Annotated in this window: 15 protein-coding genes; 6 read left to right on the plus strand and 9 right to left on the minus strand. The window is 69.0% G+C overall.

Translation table 11 applies throughout. The annotated features are described in order from the left end of the window. Nucleotides 1-106 precede the first annotated feature (106 nt). A complete protein-coding gene (locus NBG84_RS19815; protein WP_250920858.1) occupies nt 107-619 on the minus strand; it encodes a hypothetical protein in 513 nt (170 codons plus the stop codon). A gap of 1,146 nt (nt 620-1,765) precedes the next feature. On the opposite strand from NBG84_RS19815, the gene NBG84_RS19820 reads away from it, so the two are divergent. Continuing rightward, nucleotides 1,766-2,347, plus strand: a complete 582-nt coding sequence (locus NBG84_RS19820) for a hypothetical protein (protein ID WP_250920859.1) — start codon at nt 1,766-1,768, stop codon at nt 2,345-2,347. A gap of 327 nt (nt 2,348-2,674) precedes the next feature. Here NBG84_RS19820 and NBG84_RS19825 read toward each other — a convergent pair whose 3' ends face one another. The 6 genes from NBG84_RS19825 to NBG84_RS19850 form a co-directional block, all read right to left on the minus strand. Next, a complete protein-coding gene (locus NBG84_RS19825; RefSeq protein ID WP_250920860.1) occupies nt 2,675-4,981 on the minus strand; it encodes a helix-turn-helix domain-containing protein in 2,307 nt (768 codons plus the stop codon). A gap of 298 nt (nt 4,982-5,279) precedes the next feature. After that, nucleotides 5,280-6,197, minus strand: coding sequence for an LLM class flavin-dependent oxidoreductase (locus NBG84_RS19830; RefSeq protein WP_250920861.1), 918 nt, complete (start codon nt 6,195-6,197; stop codon nt 5,280-5,282). A 117-nt stretch (nt 6,198-6,314) separates the two neighbouring features. After that, complete coding sequence (locus tag NBG84_RS19835; protein WP_250920862.1) at nt 6,315-6,494, minus strand: hypothetical protein; 180 nt, start codon at nt 6,492-6,494, stop codon at nt 6,315-6,317. A gap of 113 nt (nt 6,495-6,607) precedes the next feature. Next, entirely contained in the window at nt 6,608-7,387 is a 780-nt protein-coding gene (locus NBG84_RS19840; RefSeq protein ID WP_250920863.1) for an alpha/beta fold hydrolase, read from the minus strand. Between the two features lie 457 nt (nt 7,388-7,844). After that, nucleotides 7,845-10,517: a hypothetical protein gene (locus tag NBG84_RS19845; protein ID WP_250920864.1), complete on the minus strand. Its 2,673-nt coding sequence runs from the start codon at nt 10,515-10,517 to the stop codon at nt 7,845-7,847. Further along, complete coding sequence (locus NBG84_RS19850; RefSeq protein ID WP_250920865.1) at nt 10,514-11,074, minus strand: hypothetical protein; 561 nt, start codon at nt 11,072-11,074, stop codon at nt 10,514-10,516. Before NBG84_RS19850 ends, NBG84_RS19845 begins: the two co-directional genes overlap by 4 nt. A 673-nt stretch (nt 11,075-11,747) precedes the next feature. Between NBG84_RS19850 and NBG84_RS19855 the strand changes: the two genes are divergently transcribed. Then, a complete protein-coding gene (locus tag NBG84_RS19855) occupies nt 11,748-12,323 on the plus strand; it encodes a hypothetical protein (RefSeq protein ID WP_250920866.1) in 576 nt (191 codons plus the stop codon). Nucleotides 12,324-12,353: 30 nt separating this feature from the next. Here NBG84_RS19855 and NBG84_RS41160 read toward each other — a convergent pair whose 3' ends face one another. Beyond that, on the minus strand, nt 12,354-14,408 hold the full coding sequence (locus NBG84_RS41160) for a 5'-methylthioadenosine/S-adenosylhomocysteine nucleosidase family protein (RefSeq protein WP_250920867.1): 2,055 nt from the start codon (nt 14,406-14,408) through the stop codon (nt 12,354-12,356). Nucleotides 14,409-14,771: 363 nt separating this feature from the next. Here NBG84_RS41160 and NBG84_RS19865 point away from each other — a divergent pair, with 363 nt between their 5' ends. Both NBG84_RS19865 and NBG84_RS19870 read left to right on the plus strand, forming a co-directional pair. Then, nucleotides 14,772-15,260: a MarR family winged helix-turn-helix transcriptional regulator gene (locus tag NBG84_RS19865; protein WP_250920868.1), complete on the plus strand. Its 489-nt coding sequence runs from the start codon at nt 14,772-14,774 to the stop codon at nt 15,258-15,260. A 142-nt stretch (nt 15,261-15,402) separates the two neighbouring features. Continuing rightward, nucleotides 15,403-17,664 carry an LLM class flavin-dependent oxidoreductase gene (locus tag NBG84_RS19870; RefSeq protein ID WP_250920869.1) on the plus strand — a complete coding sequence of 754 codons (2,262 nt, stop codon included), beginning with the start codon at nt 15,403-15,405 and terminating at the stop codon, nt 17,662-17,664. Nucleotides 17,665-17,744: 80 nt separating this feature from the next. On the opposite strand, the gene NBG84_RS19875 is transcribed toward NBG84_RS19870, so the two are convergent. Further along, the gene (locus NBG84_RS19875) at nt 17,745-19,484 is read right to left on the minus strand and encodes a PucR family transcriptional regulator (protein ID WP_250920870.1); all 1,740 of its coding nucleotides are present in this window, start codon (nt 19,482-19,484) and stop codon (nt 17,745-17,747) included. A 277-nt stretch (nt 19,485-19,761) separates the two neighbouring features. Here NBG84_RS19875 and dnaK point away from each other — a divergent pair, with 277 nt between their 5' ends. Next, on the plus strand, nt 19,762-21,660 hold the full coding sequence (gene dnaK, locus NBG84_RS19880) for a molecular chaperone DnaK (protein WP_250920871.1): 1,899 nt from the start codon (nt 19,762-19,764) through the stop codon (nt 21,658-21,660). A 9-nt stretch (nt 21,661-21,669) separates the two neighbouring features. Next, a complete protein-coding gene (locus NBG84_RS19885; protein WP_250920872.1) occupies nt 21,670-22,224 on the plus strand; it encodes a nucleotide exchange factor GrpE in 555 nt (184 codons plus the stop codon). The last annotated feature ends 3 nt before the right edge of the window (nt 22,225-22,227 follow it).

The raw sequence follows: 22,227 nt of genomic DNA on the forward strand, positions 1-22,227 counted from the left end.
GTGCCGTCGGCCACCTGCCGGGAACCTGGCCGCGTGGGCGCACCACCCCGGCCTCCGGCGGCCCATGACGCGCCGCCATCAGGGCCGCGTCCCACCCGCACGGAGGTTACGCAAGCTGGGGGCTGGCCGGGGCGGGCTGGTCCCTGTGTTCGTCGTCGCCCTCGTCATCATCGCACCAGGGACACCAGGGGCCGTACTTGCTATGGCTGTACTCCTGGACAGTGGACAGGAGGAGCAGCACCAACACGCCTTCCTGGAGCACGACCCGCAGCAGACCCGTTGTGAGCATCGCCCCGATCATCATCACCGCCAAGCTCGTGAGGCCGACCGCTGTGACGATCGGTGAGTCGAACAGGAGGTGTCCGACGCGCAGCGACGATCGCACCCGTGGAGACTCCGCCCGCTCCTGCGGGTTGAGTGGCAGTTCGGCGATGCAGGTCTCACACAGATTCCCCCGACGGTGCAGATGGATCAGCACCACGCCCACGATGCTCGCGAGGGAGTTCACATAGCTGTAGACGAGGGCGGGCACCGTCGGCAAGGGGATCGGGCAGGTCGCCATCGCGACCAGCAGATAGCCGATGTAGAAGCGGGTTCCGTGGTGCCGGAAACGATTCATTGCCCCTCGGGCGGCTACGTCGAAGCCGGGAGGTTCCCGGCACAAGATGAGACGAGGGCCGATGGGACCCGCGCCGGAGAGACCCAACGTGACTCCACTTTCATGGTACTTGGCGGAAGGCGACGACCGAACGGGCAGGCTCGTCGCTTGGATCAATCCCATCCCGCCGACCACAGGGGATAGTCGCAGCGTTCCAGCACAACATCGGCCTTGACGCCGGCTGGGCCATCCCAGGCGGGGAACTCCCCCGGCGACGGTGACTCACGGTCCGATGACCGTAGCCCGCCGCGGGAACCGACCGGGCGATGTGCGTTGACGACGACTCGCTCTCAGGAGCGCTGTTGCGGCCAGAGGGCGGGTTGACTCAACCCTGCTCACTTCGCACCTGCCGAAGGATCAAGAGCTCGGCCCGGACTGATGGGAGGCCGGCCTGGTGCGGAGACCCTGCTCCGCACCTTCGGAGCAGATGGGCATGGTTCGGCGCCCCGGAAAGGGGACCGCTGGTACCCGGTTGCCCCTCACCGGCTCGCGTATCCACGTATCCCGCAGAGGGTCAACGGCGCCTGGCTCGAACCGGGGGAAGCCAGCGGGACATGAGCTCCATGTGACCGGCAGAAGTACGGCGATGGCTAGTTCTGCCGGTGAGATCGCCTGGTCGGCCAGGAGCACTCGCGATTGAATCAGAGCTGTTCGGTGCGGGAACGGGCCGGGCAGTACTTGGACGCCATTGAGGTCCGCTTCTCTCCCGGCGTGTTTCAGGGACGGACTCAGCAGTGGTTCGCCGCATGGGGGTGCAGCACATCCAGGTACCGCATGGAGCGCACGTCATCCTTCCACCCACCTCGGAAGGATGACGTGCGCGGGGACCGCCCGGGTCAGAGCCCACCCCGCAGATCGGAGGCAGAGGCCGTGGCCGATCCCTTCGCACGGGGCGCCTGTCGCCTCATCCACGCACAACCGCTCCCCAGATCTCGGCGGCCGTTCCTCTCGTTTGCTGGTCGGCGCAGCAAGGACTCGCCGTACACGCCCACCCGGAACAGCCGTCTCCGACGGGCCGATCTGATGTCTCCTCACCGTCCGCCGGTGTCGTACAGAGAACGTCGAACATGCGGCGGGGTCCCTTCCCGCCCAAAGGAAGAAGCCATCGTGCAGCTGTTGCGACGCCAGACCGGAAAGTGGAGCAAGACCCTGCCTGCCGTCCTTACGGCCATCTTCCTCGCCGCTCTCGTTCTGGGCATTCAGGTGCTGATCCCGCAGAAGCAACAGGGACAGGGACAGGAACAGGGACAGGGAGGGGAACAGCGGTACAAGGAAGCGGAGGCCATAGGACCGCGCGGCGGAGCAGCCGCCGCAGTACCGGGCTCCGAGTACTTCCTGCTGGCGGCGGTGTGGACCACGGCGCACATCGCCGAGAAGGGCATTGCCCAGGGCAAGGACACGGGCCTGATCGTGACCTACCTCGCCCCCGCGGGTCGAAATCCCTCCACGCGGAAGGACTGGATCGGGATCTACCAGCGGGGAAATCTGACGAAGTCCGGCCGCGTCGACTGGGACTGGGTGTGCCCGAACCAGGAGAACCGCTGCAAGTCCTTCGGCGCGGCGGCGATCCCGGCGGGCGACGACGGCATGGAGTCCGGAAAGACCTACACGATCGCCTACTGGACCGACGATGCCACGGAGGCCACTGGGACCCCCGCCGCAACCCTGGAGTACGTGGTCTCATGGTGAGCTCGACCGCGGGATGCCATGGCGCGGCTACAGCCCCGCCCTGCGCGGAGTCCTCGAACCCATCTTGGCGCTGCCCTTCAGCGTGACGGCTCCGGGCCGCCCCGTCCACGCGGTGGCCGATCAGTCCACCCTTCGCCACGCCACCGTGTACCGGCAGGTCATCGCGAACATCCGGGTGGGAGTCAGGGCGCCTGGGGGGAACGGGCAACCCGGCCCTGCTGGGTGTGGGCAGCAGCGCGCGTACCGGCTACCGGCCCCACACCCACTTGCGGCCACGCCCCATCGTGCGATGCGCCTCACGCTGCTCGCGGTCCCAGGAGCGGTGTGTCAGCAAGGGGTGGTGAGCTGATCGAGTTCGCGTAGCGCGGCGGTGGCCTCCGCAAGCCGGAGGTCGTTCAGCGCACCGAGAGCGTCCCGCGCGGCGAGCAGGATCTGCCGGGCCTCCTGACGCCCCTGCGCCAGGAGCACCAGCCCGAGGTCGAGCTGGGCGGACGCGCCCCATGACGGGGCCTGCGCGACCTCGAAATGGGCCAGCGCCCGCCGGAGCAGCCCCTCCGCCTCCGCCCAACGGCTCAACGCCGCGAGGTCGTTGCCCATCTGCTGTTGGGCGTTGGCGTGGTACAACGCGATCAGTTCGGCGGACTGGCCCGGCATCCCGGCGCGACAGATCGCCTCGCTGCGCCGGTGGATGAGCAGCGCCTCCTCGGGGCGGCCGGCCCCGCGGAGATTGTTCCCGAGCGTATTGAGAACGGACAGTTCTCCGAGACGGGCCTGGGCGGAGGTCTGTGCCCCCAAGCACGCCGCTGCCTCCCAGAATCGGTCGAAGGACTCGTCGACCCTGCCGAGCCGATGGAGCGCACCGGCTCCGTAACCGAGGGACCAGCCCTCCTGAAGGGAGTCGCCGATCTCGCGTGCCACCGCCAGAGCGGCGTCCGCGGACGCCAACCCGGCATGGGGATCGTGCAGACACAGGTTGTAGGCCCACGCCAGGTAGTTGAGATGGACCGCCTCGTCCTTCCTGCTTCCCAGGGCACGGGCCGCGTCGACGGCAGTCTGAAACACCTCCGCCCACACCTCCCAGTGCTGGGTAAGGTCAGAGAACCAGTGCATGGCCTCTGCCGCGTCGATCACCTGCTGATGACGTCCGGTGGTCTGAGCGTGGCGCAGGGCGGCGAGCCACTGGGCCCGCTCGGCCTCCAGCCAGGTCCTCGCCGCCGGGAGGTCGGCGGGCCCGCCGGTGGGGTCCGGATCGGCATCGGACGCATTCTGGTAGTACTCGGCGTCGAACCGCAGGGCAGCCGCGGTCGCCCTGCGCAGTATCCACTGAGCGGCCCGGTCTTGGGCCGCCTCGCACACAGCGGGACCGTCCTCTTCGGCTGCCCGTTCGATGGCGAAGGACTTGATCAGGTCATGAAAGCGGTAGCGCTCAGCGGTGGGGTCGGGGTACAGGAGACCGGCGTCGGTCAGTTCCTCCGCGTACCGGACCGCTCGGTGCGGTGGTAGGTCGGACAGGAGGGCGGCGGTGTCGGAGCTGAAGTCGGGGCCGACGGCGAGGGACGCTCGGCGGAAGAGGGTCCGAGCTGCCGGGTCCAGATGCTGGTACGACAGCGCGAAGGCAGCCCGAACCTGGAGGTCTCCGGCTTGTAGGGTATCCAACCGTCTACCCTCGTCGCCGAGTTGGGCGACCAGTCTGCCCAGGCTTTCGTTCGGCCTGCTGGCCAGGCGCTGTCCGGCGATCCGGACGGCCAGTGGCAGATGCCCACACAGATCGACGAGGTCGCGAGCGGCTTGGGCTTCCTGTTGGACACGTGGAACACCGACGATGCGGGTGAGGAGTTCAACCGCCTCCTCACGTCGCAGCAGGGACAGATCGGTGCGGTGGACGGATTCGAAGCCGGCCAGGGTGCGGCGGCTGGTGATGATGGTCAATGAGTCGCCGGTGGCGGGGAGCAGCGGACGGACCTGCGCTTCGTCTGCCGCGTTGTCGAGCAGGAGCAGCAGGCGGCGGTCGGCGACCACCGATCGCAGCAGCCCTGATCGGTCGTCGGTCGCGGCCGGGATGGCGCTCTCGGCGACCCCCAGCCCCCGCAGTAGTCGGGCCAGTGCGTCGCGCACGGTGACCGGCTGCGGGTCCATGCCGTGGAGGTCCAGAGCGAACTGGCCATCGGGAAAGTGCGGCGCCAGTCGGTGCGCTGCGTGGACGGCGAAGGACGTCTTTCCCAGGCCCGGCTGTCCGGAGACGACGGTGACGGGCGGATGGGCTCCGTCAGGGCGCTCCGCCAGGGCCAGCAGCTGGGCCAGGGCCGGGCCGCGCGCGGTGAAATCCCCGAGATCACGCGGCAGGGCCAGCGTGTTGTGGGGGCTTCGGGCAGTTGTCTGCCGGGGCCGGGGGCGCCCGAGGCGCGCGGTCTGCTCCAGCTTCTGGGCGGCGACGGGGTCCAGCCCCAGGGCCTCGGTCAGTGCCTGCACGGTTCGTCGCTGGGGACCGCGGGTCCGCCCGCGCTCCAGGTCCGCCAGTGCGCGCACGCTCACCCCTGAGGCATGGGCGAGCTCTTCCTGGCTGAGCCCGGCGCAGATCCGCAACTCGCGTAGGTACTGCGCGAATTCCCCGGCCATCAGTGTACCGCTACCCATGGTCGCCTTCCCCCGATCAGCACGGTCTGACCCTGACACGGACCCGCGGGAGAAGTATGGCGGACGCCCCTTCTGCCGGCGGGCAGCAGGCCCGCCCCGACCGCGCTCAGTGGGTGGCCGCTTTCGGCAACCGGGGTGTGGCCTGTCGTTCGCTTGCGCCGGGCCGGCCGCGGCGGGCAGGCACCGCCACGGCGTGGCCGACCGGGTTTCGGCCGGCCACGGCATCCAGGCCGCGGGGGGCTGCGGCCCAGGCGGATACGCCTTCCGGGGTCGGGCAGCACACGGGCGGTTTGTCGGGTCAGTGTGCCGCGACGGCGGCTCGGACCGCGGGGATGATCTGCTCGGCGAATCGTTGTGCGGTGGCGAGGTCGGCCTGCCCGGCGGAGTTGGTCAGATGGGTGTTGAAGCCGCCCGCTCCGTGTTCCAGGACGGCGCCGACCAGTTCTTCGGTCCACTGGCGGGTGGAGCCGCCCAGCCAGCGCCCCTCGGCGTCCCGGGTGGCGGGCAGGTCGTCATCGGTGAGCATGCCGCCGAAGTTGAAGTAGGAGATCACCTCGGATGGGTCACGGCCGGCCTCCTGCGCGGCGCGGTCGACTAGCGGGCGGGAGGTGCGGTACCGCTCGGAGAGCCAGTCGGCACCGAAACTCGGGATCCATCCGTCGGTGAGGCGTCCGGTGATCGCCAGTGCTCGGGGGCCGTTCGCCCCGGTCCAGATCTTCGGTACGGGCACGGGCGCGGGCGCGGCCTGGGTGACCTGGTAGAAGCGGCCGTCGAAGGTGACTGGCTCATCACCGCCCCCGGTGAGCTTCCCGATGAGGGTGATGGCTTCCTCGAACGCGCCCACCGCGTCCCCGGGGCTCATCCGTGTCACGCCGAACTGTGTGATGCGGTCCCAGATCCCGCCGGAGCCGAGGCCGAGGACGAGCCGCCCACCGGAGAGCGAGGAGAGGGCCGCCACGGTCCGGGCCAGGACGGGGGCGGGCCGCAGGGGCAGATTGGTGACCCCCACATACCCGCTGATCCGCCGCGTGTGCCCCAACGCGTAGCCGAGTGTCGCGTACGCCTCGTGCCGGTCGCCCGCATAGGGGTGGTCCATGACGGAGAAGAGGTCGTACCCCGACTCGTCGGCCATCCTCAGCCGCTCGATCAGCTCCGCCGAATGAGGGAGGGGGGTGTTGAGGTCCAGACCGAAGTAGGGGGGTTGTCGCAGCGCCATGGGTTGTCGCTCCTTGGTGTCCGAGGATCCCCGAGTGGCCCGACTGCCTGCCGGCTCCTCCCCTCCTCGGGGTGGGGGGTGAAGGAGCCGCCACCTGGCGTGTGTGGCGAGGACGGGTCAGCCGTTGTCGTCGCGCACGACGGCGTGGCTCGCACTCACCGCGGCGGGTAACGGCGGAGTGAGGTTGCTGAAGACATCGGCGGTGTGGGGACCGACCCGGTTCTTCCGGTCCCGCAGCGGCTCGGAGATGACACCGACCGTGCTTTTGAGGGTGGCCCCCGCCTTCTGGTGGCGCAACAGGGGAGCCTCCGGGTCCCATGACCGTGTCCGCCGGAACGGGTGCCAGCCTCCGCTTGGCTGGCCCAGCCATGATTGGCTCCTGGCGGCCGACGTACCCGCACGGCTCCCGATCAGCTGAGAATGCCCCGGATCAGTGCGATCATCTGGTCCGGATCGCCGATCCAGTCCATGTGGCCCTGTCCTTCGATCTCGGTGAGAGTGCTGCCGGGAATACCGGCGTGCAACTGCTGGGAGCCCTCGACGGGAATCATTTCGTCCTGCGAAAAGCCAATGACCGCGGTTGGTGCGGTGATACTCGGCAGGAGTCCGCGGATATCGATCCCAAGAGCCACCTCGATCTGCCGGGAGATGCCGGGTTCGGGCCAGGCGTGGTTGTCGAGTGAGGCGGCCAGGCCTTCGTGGCCCCAGCCGTTGACCGCGGTGGGGCTGAACCCTGTCAGGGTGGTGAACCGCCTGAACAGGTCGAGATCGGCACTCAGCAACTTGGCCCAGGTCTCGAAGTAGAATCGGTGACGCGGGTCCGGATAGGCCCAGGAGCCGACCAGGATGAGCCTGTTGACCAGGCCGGGATGGTTGGCTGCCACCGTCGCGGCGACAGCGCCGCCGAGCGAGAACCCGAGCAGGTCCACCGGCCCGTCCACCGCGTCGTCGATCGCGCTGACGGTCTGTTCGGCGAGCTGGGTGAGGGACAGCGGTCCGCCACCGTCCGTTGTCCCACCGCTGCCGCTGAGATTGGGGCGGACGACGGTACGGTCCCGGGCGAGGGCCTTGACCACGGTGCCGAAGGCTCCTTCGGCGCTCCCGCCGACCCCGTGCACCAGCGCTAGGCCGGGCCCGGTTCCCTCCACCTCGTAGTGCACGGAACCATCGGGGTGATCAGCGTAAGGCATGAGGGGCATCCCTTCCTGGACTGGCTGTTCACCGTCCACGCAGAGCACGAATGGTCGCCGCGTTGCGATGAATTCAGTATAAAAACGCTTGCGAAATCCCTTGGCATCCTCAGAGGGATGAATACACCAATGAACTCGGCCCCAAGAATATCAATGGGGCGCGCGGAACTCGCCCCAATCGACCGGGACCATAGTCCTAGTTCCTTTTACTGAGTCGAGTTCAGCGCAAGGTTCACATGGAGTAATTGACTGAGGCGGTATCCTTGACCGGTTCTTTATAGGGACCCTGACACAAATCGAGGAGACCCGGGTGGCCGCACCGAGGTCGAATTCCTCCCTGGGCTCGACGTGTGACACCTACCAGGTGCCGGCACTCGCCGGACCGAAGCCCGATCCGGCAGAACGACCCGCCTCGACCCCCACACCAGGGTCAGGCATTTCACGCCTCCATAAGACGTCAGTCCTCACCGAGCAGAGCGCGTGCCCTTGGTTTCCAGGGCCAGGCAGCAGTGGTGTCCGGACTGCTCAATGCCTGGTGCCAGGCCTGCCTGGCGTCCTCGGGCCGGCCCGCCCCGTGCAGGGCCAGGCCGTAGTCGAGAAGGTCGCGGGCAATCCCTTCGGAGCCCCGTACCGGATTCTCGGTCAGTACGTTCGGACCGAGCAGGGTCTCGTACTCGGTGCACGCCCGCGCCCATTCCTCGCGCAGCAGGGCGAGCCGGGCGCGCCAGCGCGTCCGGTAGAGGGGGCCGACGGCGCGGTCGACCCAGGCGTCGTCCCGGAGTGCCGGCCACAGCTCTTCGGCGGCTTGCCGATCGCCTTCGAGCACCGCGAGATCGAAGAGAAGCGCCTGGCAGTTCATCAGCCAGCGCTCGGCGAGCGTCCCCGGTGAACGGTCGGCCTCCTGTAAGACGCGCAGACCGTCGAGGAGTTCCCGCTCGTAGTCGAGGGCGCCGAGCTGTCCCTGGTAGTACGCGATCTGGTCGGCGATCAACCGAGCGACGTAGTGGCCCACTTCGTCATCTGCCTCACGGGCGGCGTCGGCACTGCGCAACAAGGCCATGTGGGCTTCCGCTGGCGCCCCTCGGAGAAAGGCCGAGTAGCCCTGGTCGTAGAGGCGCCGGGCTTGGGTACGCGGGGAGACTGACGCATCCGCGGCAGCCTCACGCATCAGCTCTTCGGCGAGTTCGACCTCGCCCGCGCGGCGCAGCCGCCCGGCCCTGAGGTCAAGGAAGGCGGCGAGGACCGGTCCTGTGACAGCCGCCGCATCTGTGTCACCACTCCCCACCAGTGCTGCGGTGACGAAATCGGCACGGGTGGCGTGGGCGAGCACGGCGTCGTAGAAGGATACGGCGTCGTCCCGGTAGGCGAGCGTGGCGTGCAGTGCGTCGGCCCGCAACGGCGAGGCGGAGCCCCCGCCTTCCCCGGTCACGGCTTCGACGGCGATGGCGTGCGCCAGACGGTCTCGGTAGCCGGTCGGGAACCGTCCAAGGGCGTGGGACGCGGCGAGGGCGTCGGCGAGTAGCAGATGAGTGGCGCCTTGCGTCCTGCGGGTGATGTACCCCTGGTCCTCGAAGAGGTGGGTGAGGGATTCAGCGCACTGGAGTTGGTCGGCCCGGTCGGTGTCGGAGGAGGTCAGTGAGGCGATCAGATGAGCCGCCACATGGTCGAGTGCGTAGGTGTCAGGGCAGCCGAGCCAGTCGTGGCCATGGGCGGCTATGAGCTGATCGGCGATCCGGCGATGCTGTTCCACCGGGTCAACGTAGTACGAACCGGTCTGCGGGGCGGAATGCAGAAACCGGCCGATGCTGGTGTGGAACAGCGTACGGGTACCAGGCCGCGCGCCTCCGGCGAGCAGTTGCCGTAGTCCATGCAGTGCCCCGCCGGCCGTGCCGTCGTCGGCGACGCCGCTCCAGGAGAACAACTGCCGTTCGGTGAGCGGTTCCCGTGCCACCGCCAGGGTGCCCAGCAGACGCAGGTGGATGAGGGGCCACGCGGTCGCGCCGGCGCGGCGGCGCGCCTGGTCCAGCAGGAACCCGTACAGCTGATCCAGATGGCCGGCGGGGAGGACGCTGAGATCGGCGAGGGCCGTGATGTCTTCAGCCCGACCGTCTTCTACCGAGACCGACAGCGCGCGGTGCCATGAAACGATGTAGAGAAAGTTCCCGGCCGCGTGGACGGCGGCGGAGCGCGCGGCGTCCCCCAGCGCGACACCGCACCGGGCGACGGCTGCCACGAGTGCCTGGTCGCGGGCCACCTGGTCGGCGTAGGCGGAGACATCCCGTACGGCTTCCGCGTCGGTCGCCAACAGGATCTCGTGCCGCGCTCGCCCATGCTGCCGTCGCAGCACGGTACGCAGTCCGTCATGGGGGCGGGTGGTGACCACCACCCGTACGTTGTCCGGTAGGGCGGGGCAGTTGGCAAGCCAGTCCGACACGCTGTATCCGGACGCGAGTTGCTGGTCGGCCTCGTCCAGCGCATCGATGATCAGCACGATCTGCGCGGGTGGGTCGAGCTGACGCAGTTTCCGGGCTGGTGTGAGGAGGGCGAGCTCCTGAAGGTGTGCGGGATCCAGTAGCCGGGGATCGGCTGTGAGGCGCTCCACTTCGATCCCGGTCAGTTCACCTTCCAGCCTGTCCACCCGCTGGCGAACGCGGATCATCTGGGCCATCCGCCGGAAGGGGTTCACCGCCAGGTGTTTCAGCCGTGCACCGGTTACCTGGCTACCGGCTCCGGCGGTGCCGACATCCATCACCACCTCGATGTAGGGCTCTTCGGACGCGAACAGGTCCGGGCGCAGGGCCGTGAGCTGGTAGCCGATGGACATCAGGAGTTCGACCGCGTTGAACGCCGAGTGCGGCATCAGGCTGTCGGCGCGGATGAAGTAGCGCGGCGATACCCGGTGACGTGTGGTCAGCCAGGCGGCGAGGGTGGACTTTCCCAGGCCGGCGTCGCCCTCCACAAACACGAATCGGGTCTGTGCGTCGGCGAAGTGCCGTTCCACCCGGCGAGCCAGCCAGGGCCGCTCGATGAAGGGCTCGGCGAGATGTCGCTCGACCACATCCCACTGAAGCAACTCGCCGACGGTCCGGTCGTGGGTGCCTGCTGCTGCCTGCGCGGCCGGGCCGGTCACTCGCCGAAGTCCTCGATCCGGGCTCCGACCACCCTGCCACCCGCTTCCACTTGTCCGGCCCTCACCTCGGCCGACACCTCACCACCGCGCATACGGCGGATCTCGGTGCCCGTCGCCTCGCCGACGACCCGTTCGACATCCACGACGGCCCGTAGCCGCGCCCCTGATGCCGGGCGGCCGGCTTCCCCGGCGAAGGTGATGCTCTGACCGTAGACGGCCTCCAGTAACTGGCGGAGCCGATCGATGTCCCCCAGCAGTTCAGGACTCCGGGGATCGAGGGGAACGAGCCCCGCGCTGTAGTTCTCAAGCCGGGAGCGCAACTCCAGCAGACCGTCGGCAGCGCGGATGAGTCGCTGCTCGTCGTACGAGGTGGTGTCGAGCGAGCCACTGAACGCCGGGGGCAACGCGACACGCTCCCCTTCCGGCTCGGCCGCCTCGGGTACCGCGCCTTCGGCTGCTGTCCGCTGGCGCCTCAGCAACAACTCCTTGGCCTGCTCGCAGAGGAATCGCACTCCTTCCGTCAGAACGGGAACTCCCAGAACGGCTAGTGCGTCCATTCAACGCCCCTTCTCCTATGGATCACTTGAGGGAGGCTTCTGCCTCATGGGCCTGACATCGGCGACAGAATTCACCACCTTCCAGGACCTTGTCGAGAGGATGCGTTTCCTCCTCTTCCCTCCCGCCCGCATGGCCTCGGGAACCCTGGACCAAAAGCCCGCTGTGACTCGCGCGATGGTGATCCCGCAGGTGAGGCGCGATTATCCCGCTACATCCACCCGAGCCATTTGCTGCATCCTCCCGATTGGTCGCCCGGACGGAAATGCACCAGCTCACTGATCCTTAGCCCGGAGAATCACGTGACCTGCGAAGCAGCGCTCTGGACGCCCTCCCCGGAGTATCCAGAAGATCCTCCGAACGAGTGATTGGGTAGGGGGTTTTATGGGCTACCTCGCCAAAGGCTGATGATCTACCCAGCAGTTCGGCCGCATTCCGACATCCCGCCCGGAAATCGAGCCCATGGCTTCCTCTGCCGGCCAGGTGTCCGCCCGCACCACGGTCCCGACTCGTCTTCTGACGACGCACCCTATGGGCGGGCATCGGGGCGATCGGACTCACCCGATGTCCGGCCGGCGCTTCCTGGCCGGCGATGCCTCCCGCCCACCGGACGTTTCCGCTGGGCATCGGGTGCCAAGAATGCACACCGGGGACGGAACGCGAACGAGGGGGATCATGACGGCGAACACGCAGGACGGTGTCACGGTGGGGGGCCTACTGGTGGCCGAGTATGAGCGGATCAAGGCGGAGCAGCAGGCCAGGATAGGTTTCCGGGACAATCTCCTCTACGCGACGCTCGCCTCTGTGGCCGCGGTCATCGCCGCTCTTCTCCAGACGGACGGCCGGACGGCGCTGCTTCTCCTCCTTCCACCGGTCTCCGTCCTGCTGGGATGGACCTACCTCGTCAACGACGAGAAGATCTCGGCCATCGGCCGCTATGTCCGTATGGAACTCTCACCCCGTCTCCTGGCGATAGCCGAGGTGAATGAGCCGGCCGGCCAGCAGGCGACTGTCTTCGGATGGGAATGGGCACATCGCGAGGACCAGCGCCGGGTGACGCGCAAACGCCTCCAACTGGCCGTTGACCTGACTACCTTCTGTGTCTGTCCGCTCGCCGCGCTCGTGCTGTACGGAGTGCAGGGGCCGCACACGGTGCTTCTGATCGCCGTGGCCGTCGTCGAGACGGCGGCGGTGATCACGCTCGCAGTCCAGTTGGTGGTCTATGCCGATCTACGGCGGGGAGCGGGCTGAGGTCGGCGGCTCACACCGAAGGCAGCACGCTCATCCGCTGCGGCGTTCGGCAGGGGTCCGGGCGAACGCGCCGCGCAGTACGAGGTGCAGCACGAACTCGGCGGCGTTGCGCGCCGCCGGAACTTGGTGGTCATCCGTCTTGTCCGCACCCCAGTCGCAGATGCTCTTGATGAGGATGCTCTCGACCCCGGCGGAGCGGGCCGCGGCGTAGAACGCGGCTCCCTCCATGTCTCCTCCGATGGCGTCGGGATGTCGGTCGACCAGTTCCCGCACGGTCGTTGCTGAGTTCAGGAGCTTTCCCCAGGAGAGCATGAGGCCCGCCGATACCCGCACCGTGGACTTTCTGCTCCAACTCCGCTGGGCCGCGCGGGCGGCGGAGAGCAGCATCGGTGAGGTGACGACGTATTCGCCGCGGAGGCGCTCATGGACTCGACGGTCCCCATCGATGGGCTTTCCGTGCTCTAGGTCCCGGGTCTTCTCGGAATCGACGAGCTTTCCGTGGTCGAGGTCGTGGATCTTCTCGGAGATGAGGACGTCACCCAACTGTTGGGGATCGGGCCGCAGACCGTAGCAAATGCCGGTGATAAGAGCGTAGTGCGGTTCGAGGTGCCGGATCGCGTCGCCGGTCACCGCTGGCACACCCGCCGCGTTGGTGCTCCCTTGAGCCGCCTGGACGACGAAGAGCCGGGCGCCGCCCACCAGGCCGACATCGAAAACGGGGATGGGAGCATCGAAGTCGGGCTCGATCTCCCGGCCGGTGTGGCTCTCCAGGGCGTCGAGCACCGCGTCTCGTTCCACGTCCGCCACCGTCACGATGAGGACCCTGCTCGTTCCCATGCTCTGCCTCCGTGTTTCGATCCGATGCCGTCGTTGTCGCGCGAGGTCGCGGGTGTGGAAGGTGAAGGCGGCGAGCGTCACCAGCATCACGCTGGGCAGCACCGCGGAGGACGTCCAGCCGAACACCACGGCTGTTCTGCTGACCGGTTCGATCCCGGGGGCGGTGTCCCAGACAAGTTGGTAGGCGGTCCACGTCAACGCCCGCCCGTAGGAGTCGGCCGCCGTCCCGCATCGGTCCGGGGCGCAGGCCTCGCGTTCCTGGCCCATCAGGAGGTAGACGAGGCCCAGCACCACCCCGACGACGGAGACGAGAAAGAAGCGGACGAACGGCACGGTCCGCTCGGGGAAAGCCAGCAGATCCTCCGGTCGCGCCCCCAGGCTCCACAGCACATGACCGCCGTCCGGGCCGTGCAGCACCCGGTCTCCGAGGCGATCCAGCCATGCCAACGCCTCATCACCGGTCACTCCCGCCCGTGCGACGGCGAGCGCGGTGGCGAGCCGGACCGGACCCATCTGTGCGCCGCGGTCCGCAACGGGTTGCCGCACCCCGGCAGCGATGAGCCGGTGCAGTCGCACCCGGGTCTGGGTGGTCAACTCGTCGATGCGGTGGGGCTGTTCCTGGTGGAACAGCCGCACGGACCACAGTTCGGCCAGTTCCGCCGAGTCGGCGCGTTCCCCGATGCTGTGCGTACGGCCGAAGAACACCTGCCAGACGAGCTGCACCAGCAGCACCCCGACGGTGTACACCAGCGCGACCATCACCATCACGAGGATGGAGGCGTGCATCGCCGGGAACGGTAGGAGAGCGAAGGCGACCAGCAGCACCAGGAACGGGGGCACCCCGAAGACGACGGCGCCCCATCTCCTGTCCAACCAACGCAGCAGCACGAGCCGGAGGCCGCCGAAGCGGGCACCGCGCCACAGCTCCGTTCGCGCCGCCGGCGGTTCCAACAGCGCGAATCCGCCGGGCCCTTGCCACACCAGTCGGCCCTCACGCCCCGCTAGGTAGAGCAACACTGCCAGCGGGGCCCGGTCACGGATCACCCAGGAAACACCCCGGGGTCGCAGCGCACCCACCGCCCGTCGACCTCCGGGGGCCGCCCGTACCCGATGGGCGGCCTCCCGGCACGCCGCGAACCCCGGGCGGGCCGAATCCCCATCCGGGAGGTCGTCGCAGGCTCCTGCTGATCCGCGGCTCGCCGTGCTCTCGGTCATGGGTTCGTCGTCGTCCTCGGTTGTCGCCGTCACGGAACCGCCCCAGCGGCTGACCACCCGTCACCCGGCCCCGCTCTCCCAGGGTGCCATGCCTGCGGCGCCCGCACAGGAAGTCCGTCCCCACCCGTCCCGCACCCCCGGCGCCGCTGTCCCCGAAGAGGGTCACCGCCGGCCCTGAGGGTGCCGCGGTCGTTGAACCCGGCCAGCCGGTCGCGCGGCTGGTGAGCCGGGTGATGACGGCTGTCGGGTCCGGGTGCGCTACCGACGCCGGCAGGCGCGATGACGTTGCCGAGCGGATTCCCCGGAGGGCATCACCCCGAGCACCGCAGGCACTCCAGGCATCCCGAGCACCCCACTTTGGGTGACTCGTCAACCACCTGGCGGTACGGTTGGTGGATGAACGCCGAGACACAGTTCCTGAACGAGCCGGAAGGGCGGGCCTGGCGCTCGTATCTCCAGATGCACAGCGCGCTGACAGCGCGCACGGGCCGGCTGCTCTCCCGCGAGTCGGGCCTGTCAGTGGCGGACTACGAGATTCTGGTCACCCTCGCGAGCAGCCCCGAGGGTCGGATGAGCTCCCAGGAGGTGCGCTGCGGGCTGGCCTGGGAGAAGAGCAGGCTCTCCCATCAGGTGCGCCGGATGGAGGAGCGCGGACTGGTGGCCCGGGAGGTGAACCCCGTCGACGCCCGGAGCGCGGTGCTGTGCCTGACCGCCCGGGGTCGGGAGGTCATCGATGAGGCCGTGCCGCGCCATATGGAGCATGTCCGCGCACATTTCATCGCCTTGCTCACTCCGGCGGAGCTGGAGCTGCTCACCCGGCTCGGCGAGCGGGTTACCAACCATCTCGCCTGCGAGAACGCGCTCGATCCAGCCGGGCCCGACTGAGCCCGAGCGGAACCGAATCGCGCCCGATCGACACACCGGCCGCGCCCGATCCCCGAGGCGGCACGCCCACCCCCCAAAGGTTGACGTGTCACCCAAGCGCGTTATAGTTGACACGTAAACCACTTGGAGGTCGGAGACTGCCATGGCCGATTACGGACACGATCTGACCTTCGGGTCCTTCCTCACCCCGGGCAACCGCGACCCGCAGGGCGTGGTGGATCTCGCCGTGCTCTCCGAGAACGTGGGTCTCGACCTGGTGACCTTCCAGGACCACCCGTACCAGCCGGCCCATCTGGACGCCTGGACCCTGATCAGCTGGGTGGCCGCCAGTACCGAACGCATCCACATCGCGGGCAATGTGACCAATCTGCCGCTGCGCAATCCGGCCGTACTGGCCCGCTCGGTGGCCAGTCTGGATCTGCTGTCCGGCGGCCGTATCGACCTCGGGCTGGGCGCGGGCGCCTTCCGGGAGGCCATCGAGGCGATGGGCGGGCGCGCCCTCACCCCCGGCCAGAGCGTCACCGCGCTGGGCGAGGCCATCGACATCATCCGCGGGATCTGGGCCGCTGACGAACGGACCCCGCTGCGCGTCAAGGGCGAGTTCCACTCCGCCGACGGCGCCAAGCGCGGACCCGCCCCTGCTCATGACGTACCGATCTGGCTGGGCGCCTACAAGCCACGGATGCTGCGCATGGTCGGCGCGAAGGCGGATGGCTGGCTGCCCAGCTGGAGCTATCTCAACCCGCCCACGCTGCGGGAGAGCAACGCGATCATCGACGAGGAGGCCGCCCGCGAGGGCCGCGACCCTCGGGAGATCCGGCGGTTGCTGAACATCACCGGCGGGTTCGGCTCCGCTTCCGCCGAACCGTTCCAGGGCCCGCCCGAGCAGTGGGTGGACCAACTGCTGGCGCTGGTCCTGGAAGACGGGATCAGCACCTTCATCCTCGGGTCCGACGACCCCCGGACCCTCACCGTCTTCGGTCAGGAGGTCGCCCCCGCCCTGCGGGAGGCCATCGCGACCGAACGCGCGGCGGCCGGGACCGCCACCGGCCGGATCCGGTCGGCCGCCGTCCTGGCCTCGCGTGTCGCGGGCATCGACTACGACTCCGTACCCGCGTCGCTGGCGGCCAGATCCGTCGAACCGGGCGACCGGGGCTACGCGGGGGTGCGCTCCACCTATGTGTGGTCCGGCTCCCCCGGTCTCGTCCTGCGCCCCACCACGAGCGCGGAGGTCGCCGAGGCCATCGGCTACGCCCGCACCCAGGACGTGTCACTGGCGGTGCGCAGCGGAGGCCATGGCATCAGCGGACGTGCCACCAACGACGGCGGGCTCGTCATCGATCTGGGCGCGCTTGACGGGGTCGAGGTCCTGGATCGTGAACGCCGCCTGGTCCGGGTCGGAGCCGGCGCCCGCTGGGGCGATGTGGCGGCGAAGCTCGCCCCGCACGGTCTGGCCGTCAGTTCCGGTGACTCCGGCGACGTCGGTGTGGGCGGTCTGGCCACCACCGGCGGACTGGGTTTCTTCGCGCGCTCCCACGGGCTGACCATCGACCGGGTCCGCGGCGCCGAGGTCGTCCTCGCCGACGGAAGTGTCGTACGGGCGGATGACGGGCACCACCCCGATCTCTTCTGGGCGCTGCGTGGCGCGGGCGGCAACATGGGCATCGTCACCTCGTTCGACATCGAGGCCGCCGAGATCGGCAATGTCGTCTTCGCCGTCTTCGCACACGACGCGTCCGACATCGAGTCCTTCCTCCAGCGATGGGGCCGCCTGGTGGAGGAGAGCCCCCGCGAGCTGACGGCGTTTCTCACCGTGGTCCGCCAGCAGGGCCGTTTTATCGCCCAGACGTATGCGGTGTGGGCGGACGACGACACCGATGAGGCGGCCCTGGCACTCCAGCCCTTCCTCGATATCGCCCCGGTCCTTCAGCAGCAGGCACAACTCGCCCCGTACAGCGCCATCGTGGCCCCCGCGTCGCGGGGCAGGCACGAAGGCCAGGCACGGCAGCGTAGCCGCTCCGCCCTGGTCGATCACATCGATGGGCGGACCGCCGCCACCGTGGCGCGGATGTTCACCGAGGGCCAGACGAGCTACTTCCAGATCCGTGCCGTCGGTGGTGCCGTCAACGACATCCCCACCGAGGCCACCGCGTACGCCCACCGCACGCAGAACTTCGCGCTCTCCGTCCTCCTGCGCGGTGCCTCGGTGGAACAGGGCATCGCCGCCTGGGACGGACTCGACGTCAGCGCCCTCTACCTCAGCTTTGAGACCCATGACCACGAGGCCGCCCTCACCAAGGCGTTCCCCGGGCCGACCCTGGAACGGCTGAGGAAGATCAAGGCCGGGTACGACCCCGACAACACCTTCCGCAACAACTTCCCCATCGAGCCGGCCAGGGGCTGAGCGGCCGGGTGCGCCACGTGACCACCCGAGTGCGCTAGGAGTGCGCTGGAACCGACGGTGACCAGTCGAGCGCCCCGAGGTCACCGGGGTCTGGCGAGCACCTGGTGGATACGGCTGGCGACATGGAGGTTGAGGCGCGTATCGACATTGCCGAGGTCATGGCCGGTGATGTCGCGGATGCGCTGAAGGCGGTATCGCACCGTGCTGCGATGGATGTGAAGGGCTTCGGATGTGGCGTCGTAACTCCCGCCGCTCTCCAGATAGTGCGAGAGGGTGGCGGTGAGCTCGGTGTGGTGGTGGGCGTCGTACTCCAGCAGCGGGCCGAGCCACTGGCTGACGAAACGGTCGGCTTCCCGTTCGCCGTCGCCGGCGCCCATCATGCGGCAGAGGCCGAGCTCCGCGAAGCTGGTGCTGCCGTGGGGTTCATGCGATCTGAGGCGTACCGACAGGGCGCGCGCCGCCTCCTCGTACGAGTGCGGTAGGTCGGCGGAGACCTCGCAGAGGCCGCCGATGCCGATCGCACCGCGGTCGGTGCCGAGTTCGTCCGCGACGGCCTGGTACAGCCCCTCACCCCCGGTATCCCGTCCGGCGAGCAGGACGACGGTGATCGCTCCTCGGGAGCCGGGGAGCGCGTCCAGTCGCAGGCGTCTGGCCGCCCGCTCCACCGCGTCGCCGACTGCCGCCCGTTCCACCGTGTTGGGCCATTGGAGTAGGGCGACCCGGTGCGGTCGGTGCAGATCGTGGCCGAGTCTGGCCGCCTGGACGAAGGCGTCATCGGTCGCCGTGCCGGATATCAGCTTCTCGACCAGGTCATGGCGCAGCCGGGGTTGCAGTTCGGCGAGTCTTCGTTCGTGGGCGAGCTCGGGGGCGAGTACCAGCGCGGTCTGTTCGAGAGCGGCGATGTCTGCCTCGGTGCTCCGCAGGTCCGGGTCGACCAGTGACACCAGGCCGAGCAGATCGCCGGCCATCCTGATGGGAACGAGCAGCCGGTCCCGGTCACGAACGGCACCGGGGCCGCGCCGTTCGGTCTGCGCCAGTTCGACCCGTCGCCGGGCTTCCAGGGCCGAGCCCGGTCCGCCATGGCCGGGGCCGACCCGGTTGCGGAGATTACCGAAGACGTCCTCGCTCAGGGCGGGGAAGCCCGTGTGCTCGTGCAGGGTCCGGAGGATTCCCTCCTCCCCCGCGCCCGAGGCGGCGGCACGGGCGAGCGCTTCGTGGAAGGCGCTTGCGGCCGCCAGGCGAAAGACGGTGCCGCCGAGACCGGTATCGCCCACCGAGCTCGGTGGGCGATACCGGTCTCGGCACAGGGTGAGCGCGGCGAGCGCCGCCGCGGCCTGTCGAGCGACCAGATCAGCGTTGGCGATCTCCTGGTCCGATGGGGTGGCCAGGATCCGTACGACGAGGTAGCCGAAGCAGCGGCCACGGTGACGGAGCGCGATGGCCCGCAGCCCGGGGCCGTCGAGATGGTCCAGATGTTGACTGTGGCCGTCCAGGGCGGCCATCGACCGGTCGAGGCGGTCGGCATCGGCCGGGGTGGCCGCCGCGGCCCGCTGCTCGGCGTCACCGGACCGGACAGAAGTGCCGGAGCCGACCGCGTGGGGCGGTGGGCAGCGCCGCGGCGGCCCCTGATCCAGCGCGTAGGCCGCTTCGGCGGCGAACGGGCCCACGGCGGCTATCGCCGTCATCGCCGCCCACAGCATGTCGCGCTCATCGCAGCGGTCGTGCGGCGGCGCGACGAGAGGGGGAACCGCGCGCCGGGCGTCCGCGGTGTGCGTTTCCGGACCGGCGGGTACGGCCGGCCGGGAAGTGGCAGCGTCCATCGGGATCCATTCAAGGCTCGATACGTGGCTCCGCCCCCACGCTACGCCGGGGGAGGCAGGCCCTCACCAGCAAGCACTGGCGCGCGGCTGTCCTCCCGGACCGGCTGGCCGGCGCCCTTTGGTCCTGCCAGGGCGAAGAACCGGGGACGGCTCCGCGGGACCGTTGGGCGTAGGTGTGACTGCTGTGGCCGCGACCGCGGGCCGCACCCGGATGGCCTGGACAGAGGTCCGGGCGGCCACACCGTTCGGTCCGCGTCGCGACGGAGGAGCGATTCCCATGGCGAAGGCAGTCGGCATTGACCTCGGTACCACCAACTCGGTCATCGCGGCCTGGGAGGGTGGCGAGCCGTCCGTGATCCCGAACGCCGAGGGCGCCAGGACCACCCCCTCGGTGGTGGCCTTCTCCGACAACGGAGAACGGCTGGTCGGGCAGCTGGCCCGCCGGCAGTCGATCCTCAACCCCAAGGGCACCGTCACCTCCGCGAAACGGTTCATCGGCCGTCGCTACGACGAGGTCTCCGACGAGGCCAAGGCGGTCTCCTTCGATGTGGTGGAGGGACCGGGCGGGGTGGCCCGCTTCGATGTGAACGGCAAGTTGTACGCCCCCGAGGAAATCAGCGCGCAGGTGCTGCGCAAGCTGGCGGACGACGCCGGAAAGTCCCTCGGCGAACGGGTGACCGAGGCCGTCATCACCGTGCCCGCCTACTTCAATGACGCACAGCGGCAGGCGACGAAGGACGCGGGGAAGATCGCCGGCCTGGAGGTGCTGCGGATCATCAACGAGCCGACGGCCGCGGCGCTGGCCTACGGCCTGGACAAGAAGGGTCATGAGACCGTCCTGGTCTTCGACCTCGGCGGCGGCACCTTCGACGTCAGCATTCTGGATGTCGGTGACGGCGTGGTGGAGGTCCGCTCCACAGCGGGCGACTCGCACCTGGGCGGCGACGACTTCGACCGCCGGCTGGTGGACCACCTGGCGGATGAGTTCCAGAAGACCGAGGGAATCGATCTGCGTCAGGACCCGCAGGCGCTCCAGCGCCTCTTCGAGGCGGCCGAGAAGGCGAAGACGGAGCTGAGTTCGGTCACCCAGACCCAGGTGAGCCTGCCGTTTGTGACGGCGGATGCCTCAGGGCCGAAGCATCTGACCGAGACGATCCGTCGCTCGACCTTCGATGAGATCACCGCCGAACTGGTGGAGCGCTGCCTGGGACCGGTCAAACAGGCGATGAGCGACGCGAAGATCACCGAGAACGACATCGACGAGGTCATCCTGGTCGGCGGCTCGACCCGTATCCCGGCGGTGCAGACACTGGTGCGGCGCCTGACGGGCGGCAAGGACCCCAATATGAGCGTCAATCCGGACGAGGTGGTGGCGCTGGGCGCGGCCGTCCAGGCCGGAGTCCTCAAGGGCGAGGTCAAGGACGTGCTCCTGCTGGACGTGGCGCCGCTCTCGCTCGGTGTGGAGACGGCGGGTGGAGTGATGACCAAGATCATCGAACGGAACACCACCATCCCCGCCCGCCGGTCGGAGACCTTCTCCACGGCGGAGGACAATCAGCCGGCGGTGGACATCGTGGTCCTCCAGGGCGAACGCGAGTTGGCCGCCGACAACCGGGTTCTGGGCCGCTTCCGGCTGGAGAACCTACCGCCGGCACCCCGTGGGGAGACCCGTATCGAGGTCACCTTCGACATCGACGCCAACGGCATCCTGAAGGTCAGCGCCAAGGACAAGGACACCGGCGCCGAACAGTCGATCACGATCAGCGAGGGGTCCAACCTCGATTCGGCCGAGGTCGACCGCATGATCGAGGAGTCCGAGCGCCATCGCAGCTCGGACCGGGCCCTGCGCGAGGCCATCGATGCCCGCAATGAACTCGACTCCATCGCCTACCAGGTGGAACGCCGCCTCGGTGAACTCGGTGACGCAGCGCCACAGCACGAACGCGCCCGCGCCGAACTGCTCGTCGAGGAGGCCCGTACGGCGGTCAAGGACGAGGCGCCGGTGAACCGCACGCGTTCCCTCGGCTCGGAACTACAGCAGATACACGCCGCGTTGGGCGCCCAGCCCACCGATCCGGCACGACCCGCGGACGGCTCGTCCGATGGCACACCGAAGGCCGCCGGGACCGGTTCCGGCGACGACGATGTCATCGACGCCGAGTTCGACCGGAGTTAGGGCGGCATCATGTCGGAACAGAATCAGGAGCGTCCCGCCACGGACCCGCCCGCGCCCGAGTCACCGCCCGAACTGTGGCAGGAGCCCGCGCAGCGGACGACACCCGAACCGCGGACGGCCACGCCGGAACTGCCCGCCGAGGAGTTGGAGGACCGATGGCGGCGGGCCCTCGCCGACCTCGACAACCTACGTAAACGACATGCCCGGGACAGACCCAGGGAACTGGCGGAGGAGCGGGCCAAGGTCGCCGCCGCCTGGCTCCCGGTCATCGACAACCTCGAACTCGCCCTCTCCCACGCCGACGCGGACCCCGGATCGATCGTCAAAGGTGTCGAGGCGGTCCGCGACCAGGCCGTCGAGGTCCTCAGAGGCCTCGGCTATCCCCGGCACGACGAGACGGGTGTCCCCTTCGACCCACTGCGGCACGACGTGGTGTCCGTGGTCGATGCGACCGATCCGGACACCGAGCCCAACACCGTCGTCCAGGTGCTTCGCCCGGGATACGGGGAACCCGGGCGGCAGCTGAGGCCGGCGGCGGTGACCGTCAGCCGAAAGCCCGAGTGAACG

This window comes from Streptomyces albipurpureus (genome assembly GCF_023701525.1).
GTDB lineage: Bacteria > Actinomycetota > Actinomycetes > Streptomycetales > Streptomycetaceae > Streptomyces > Streptomyces albipurpureus.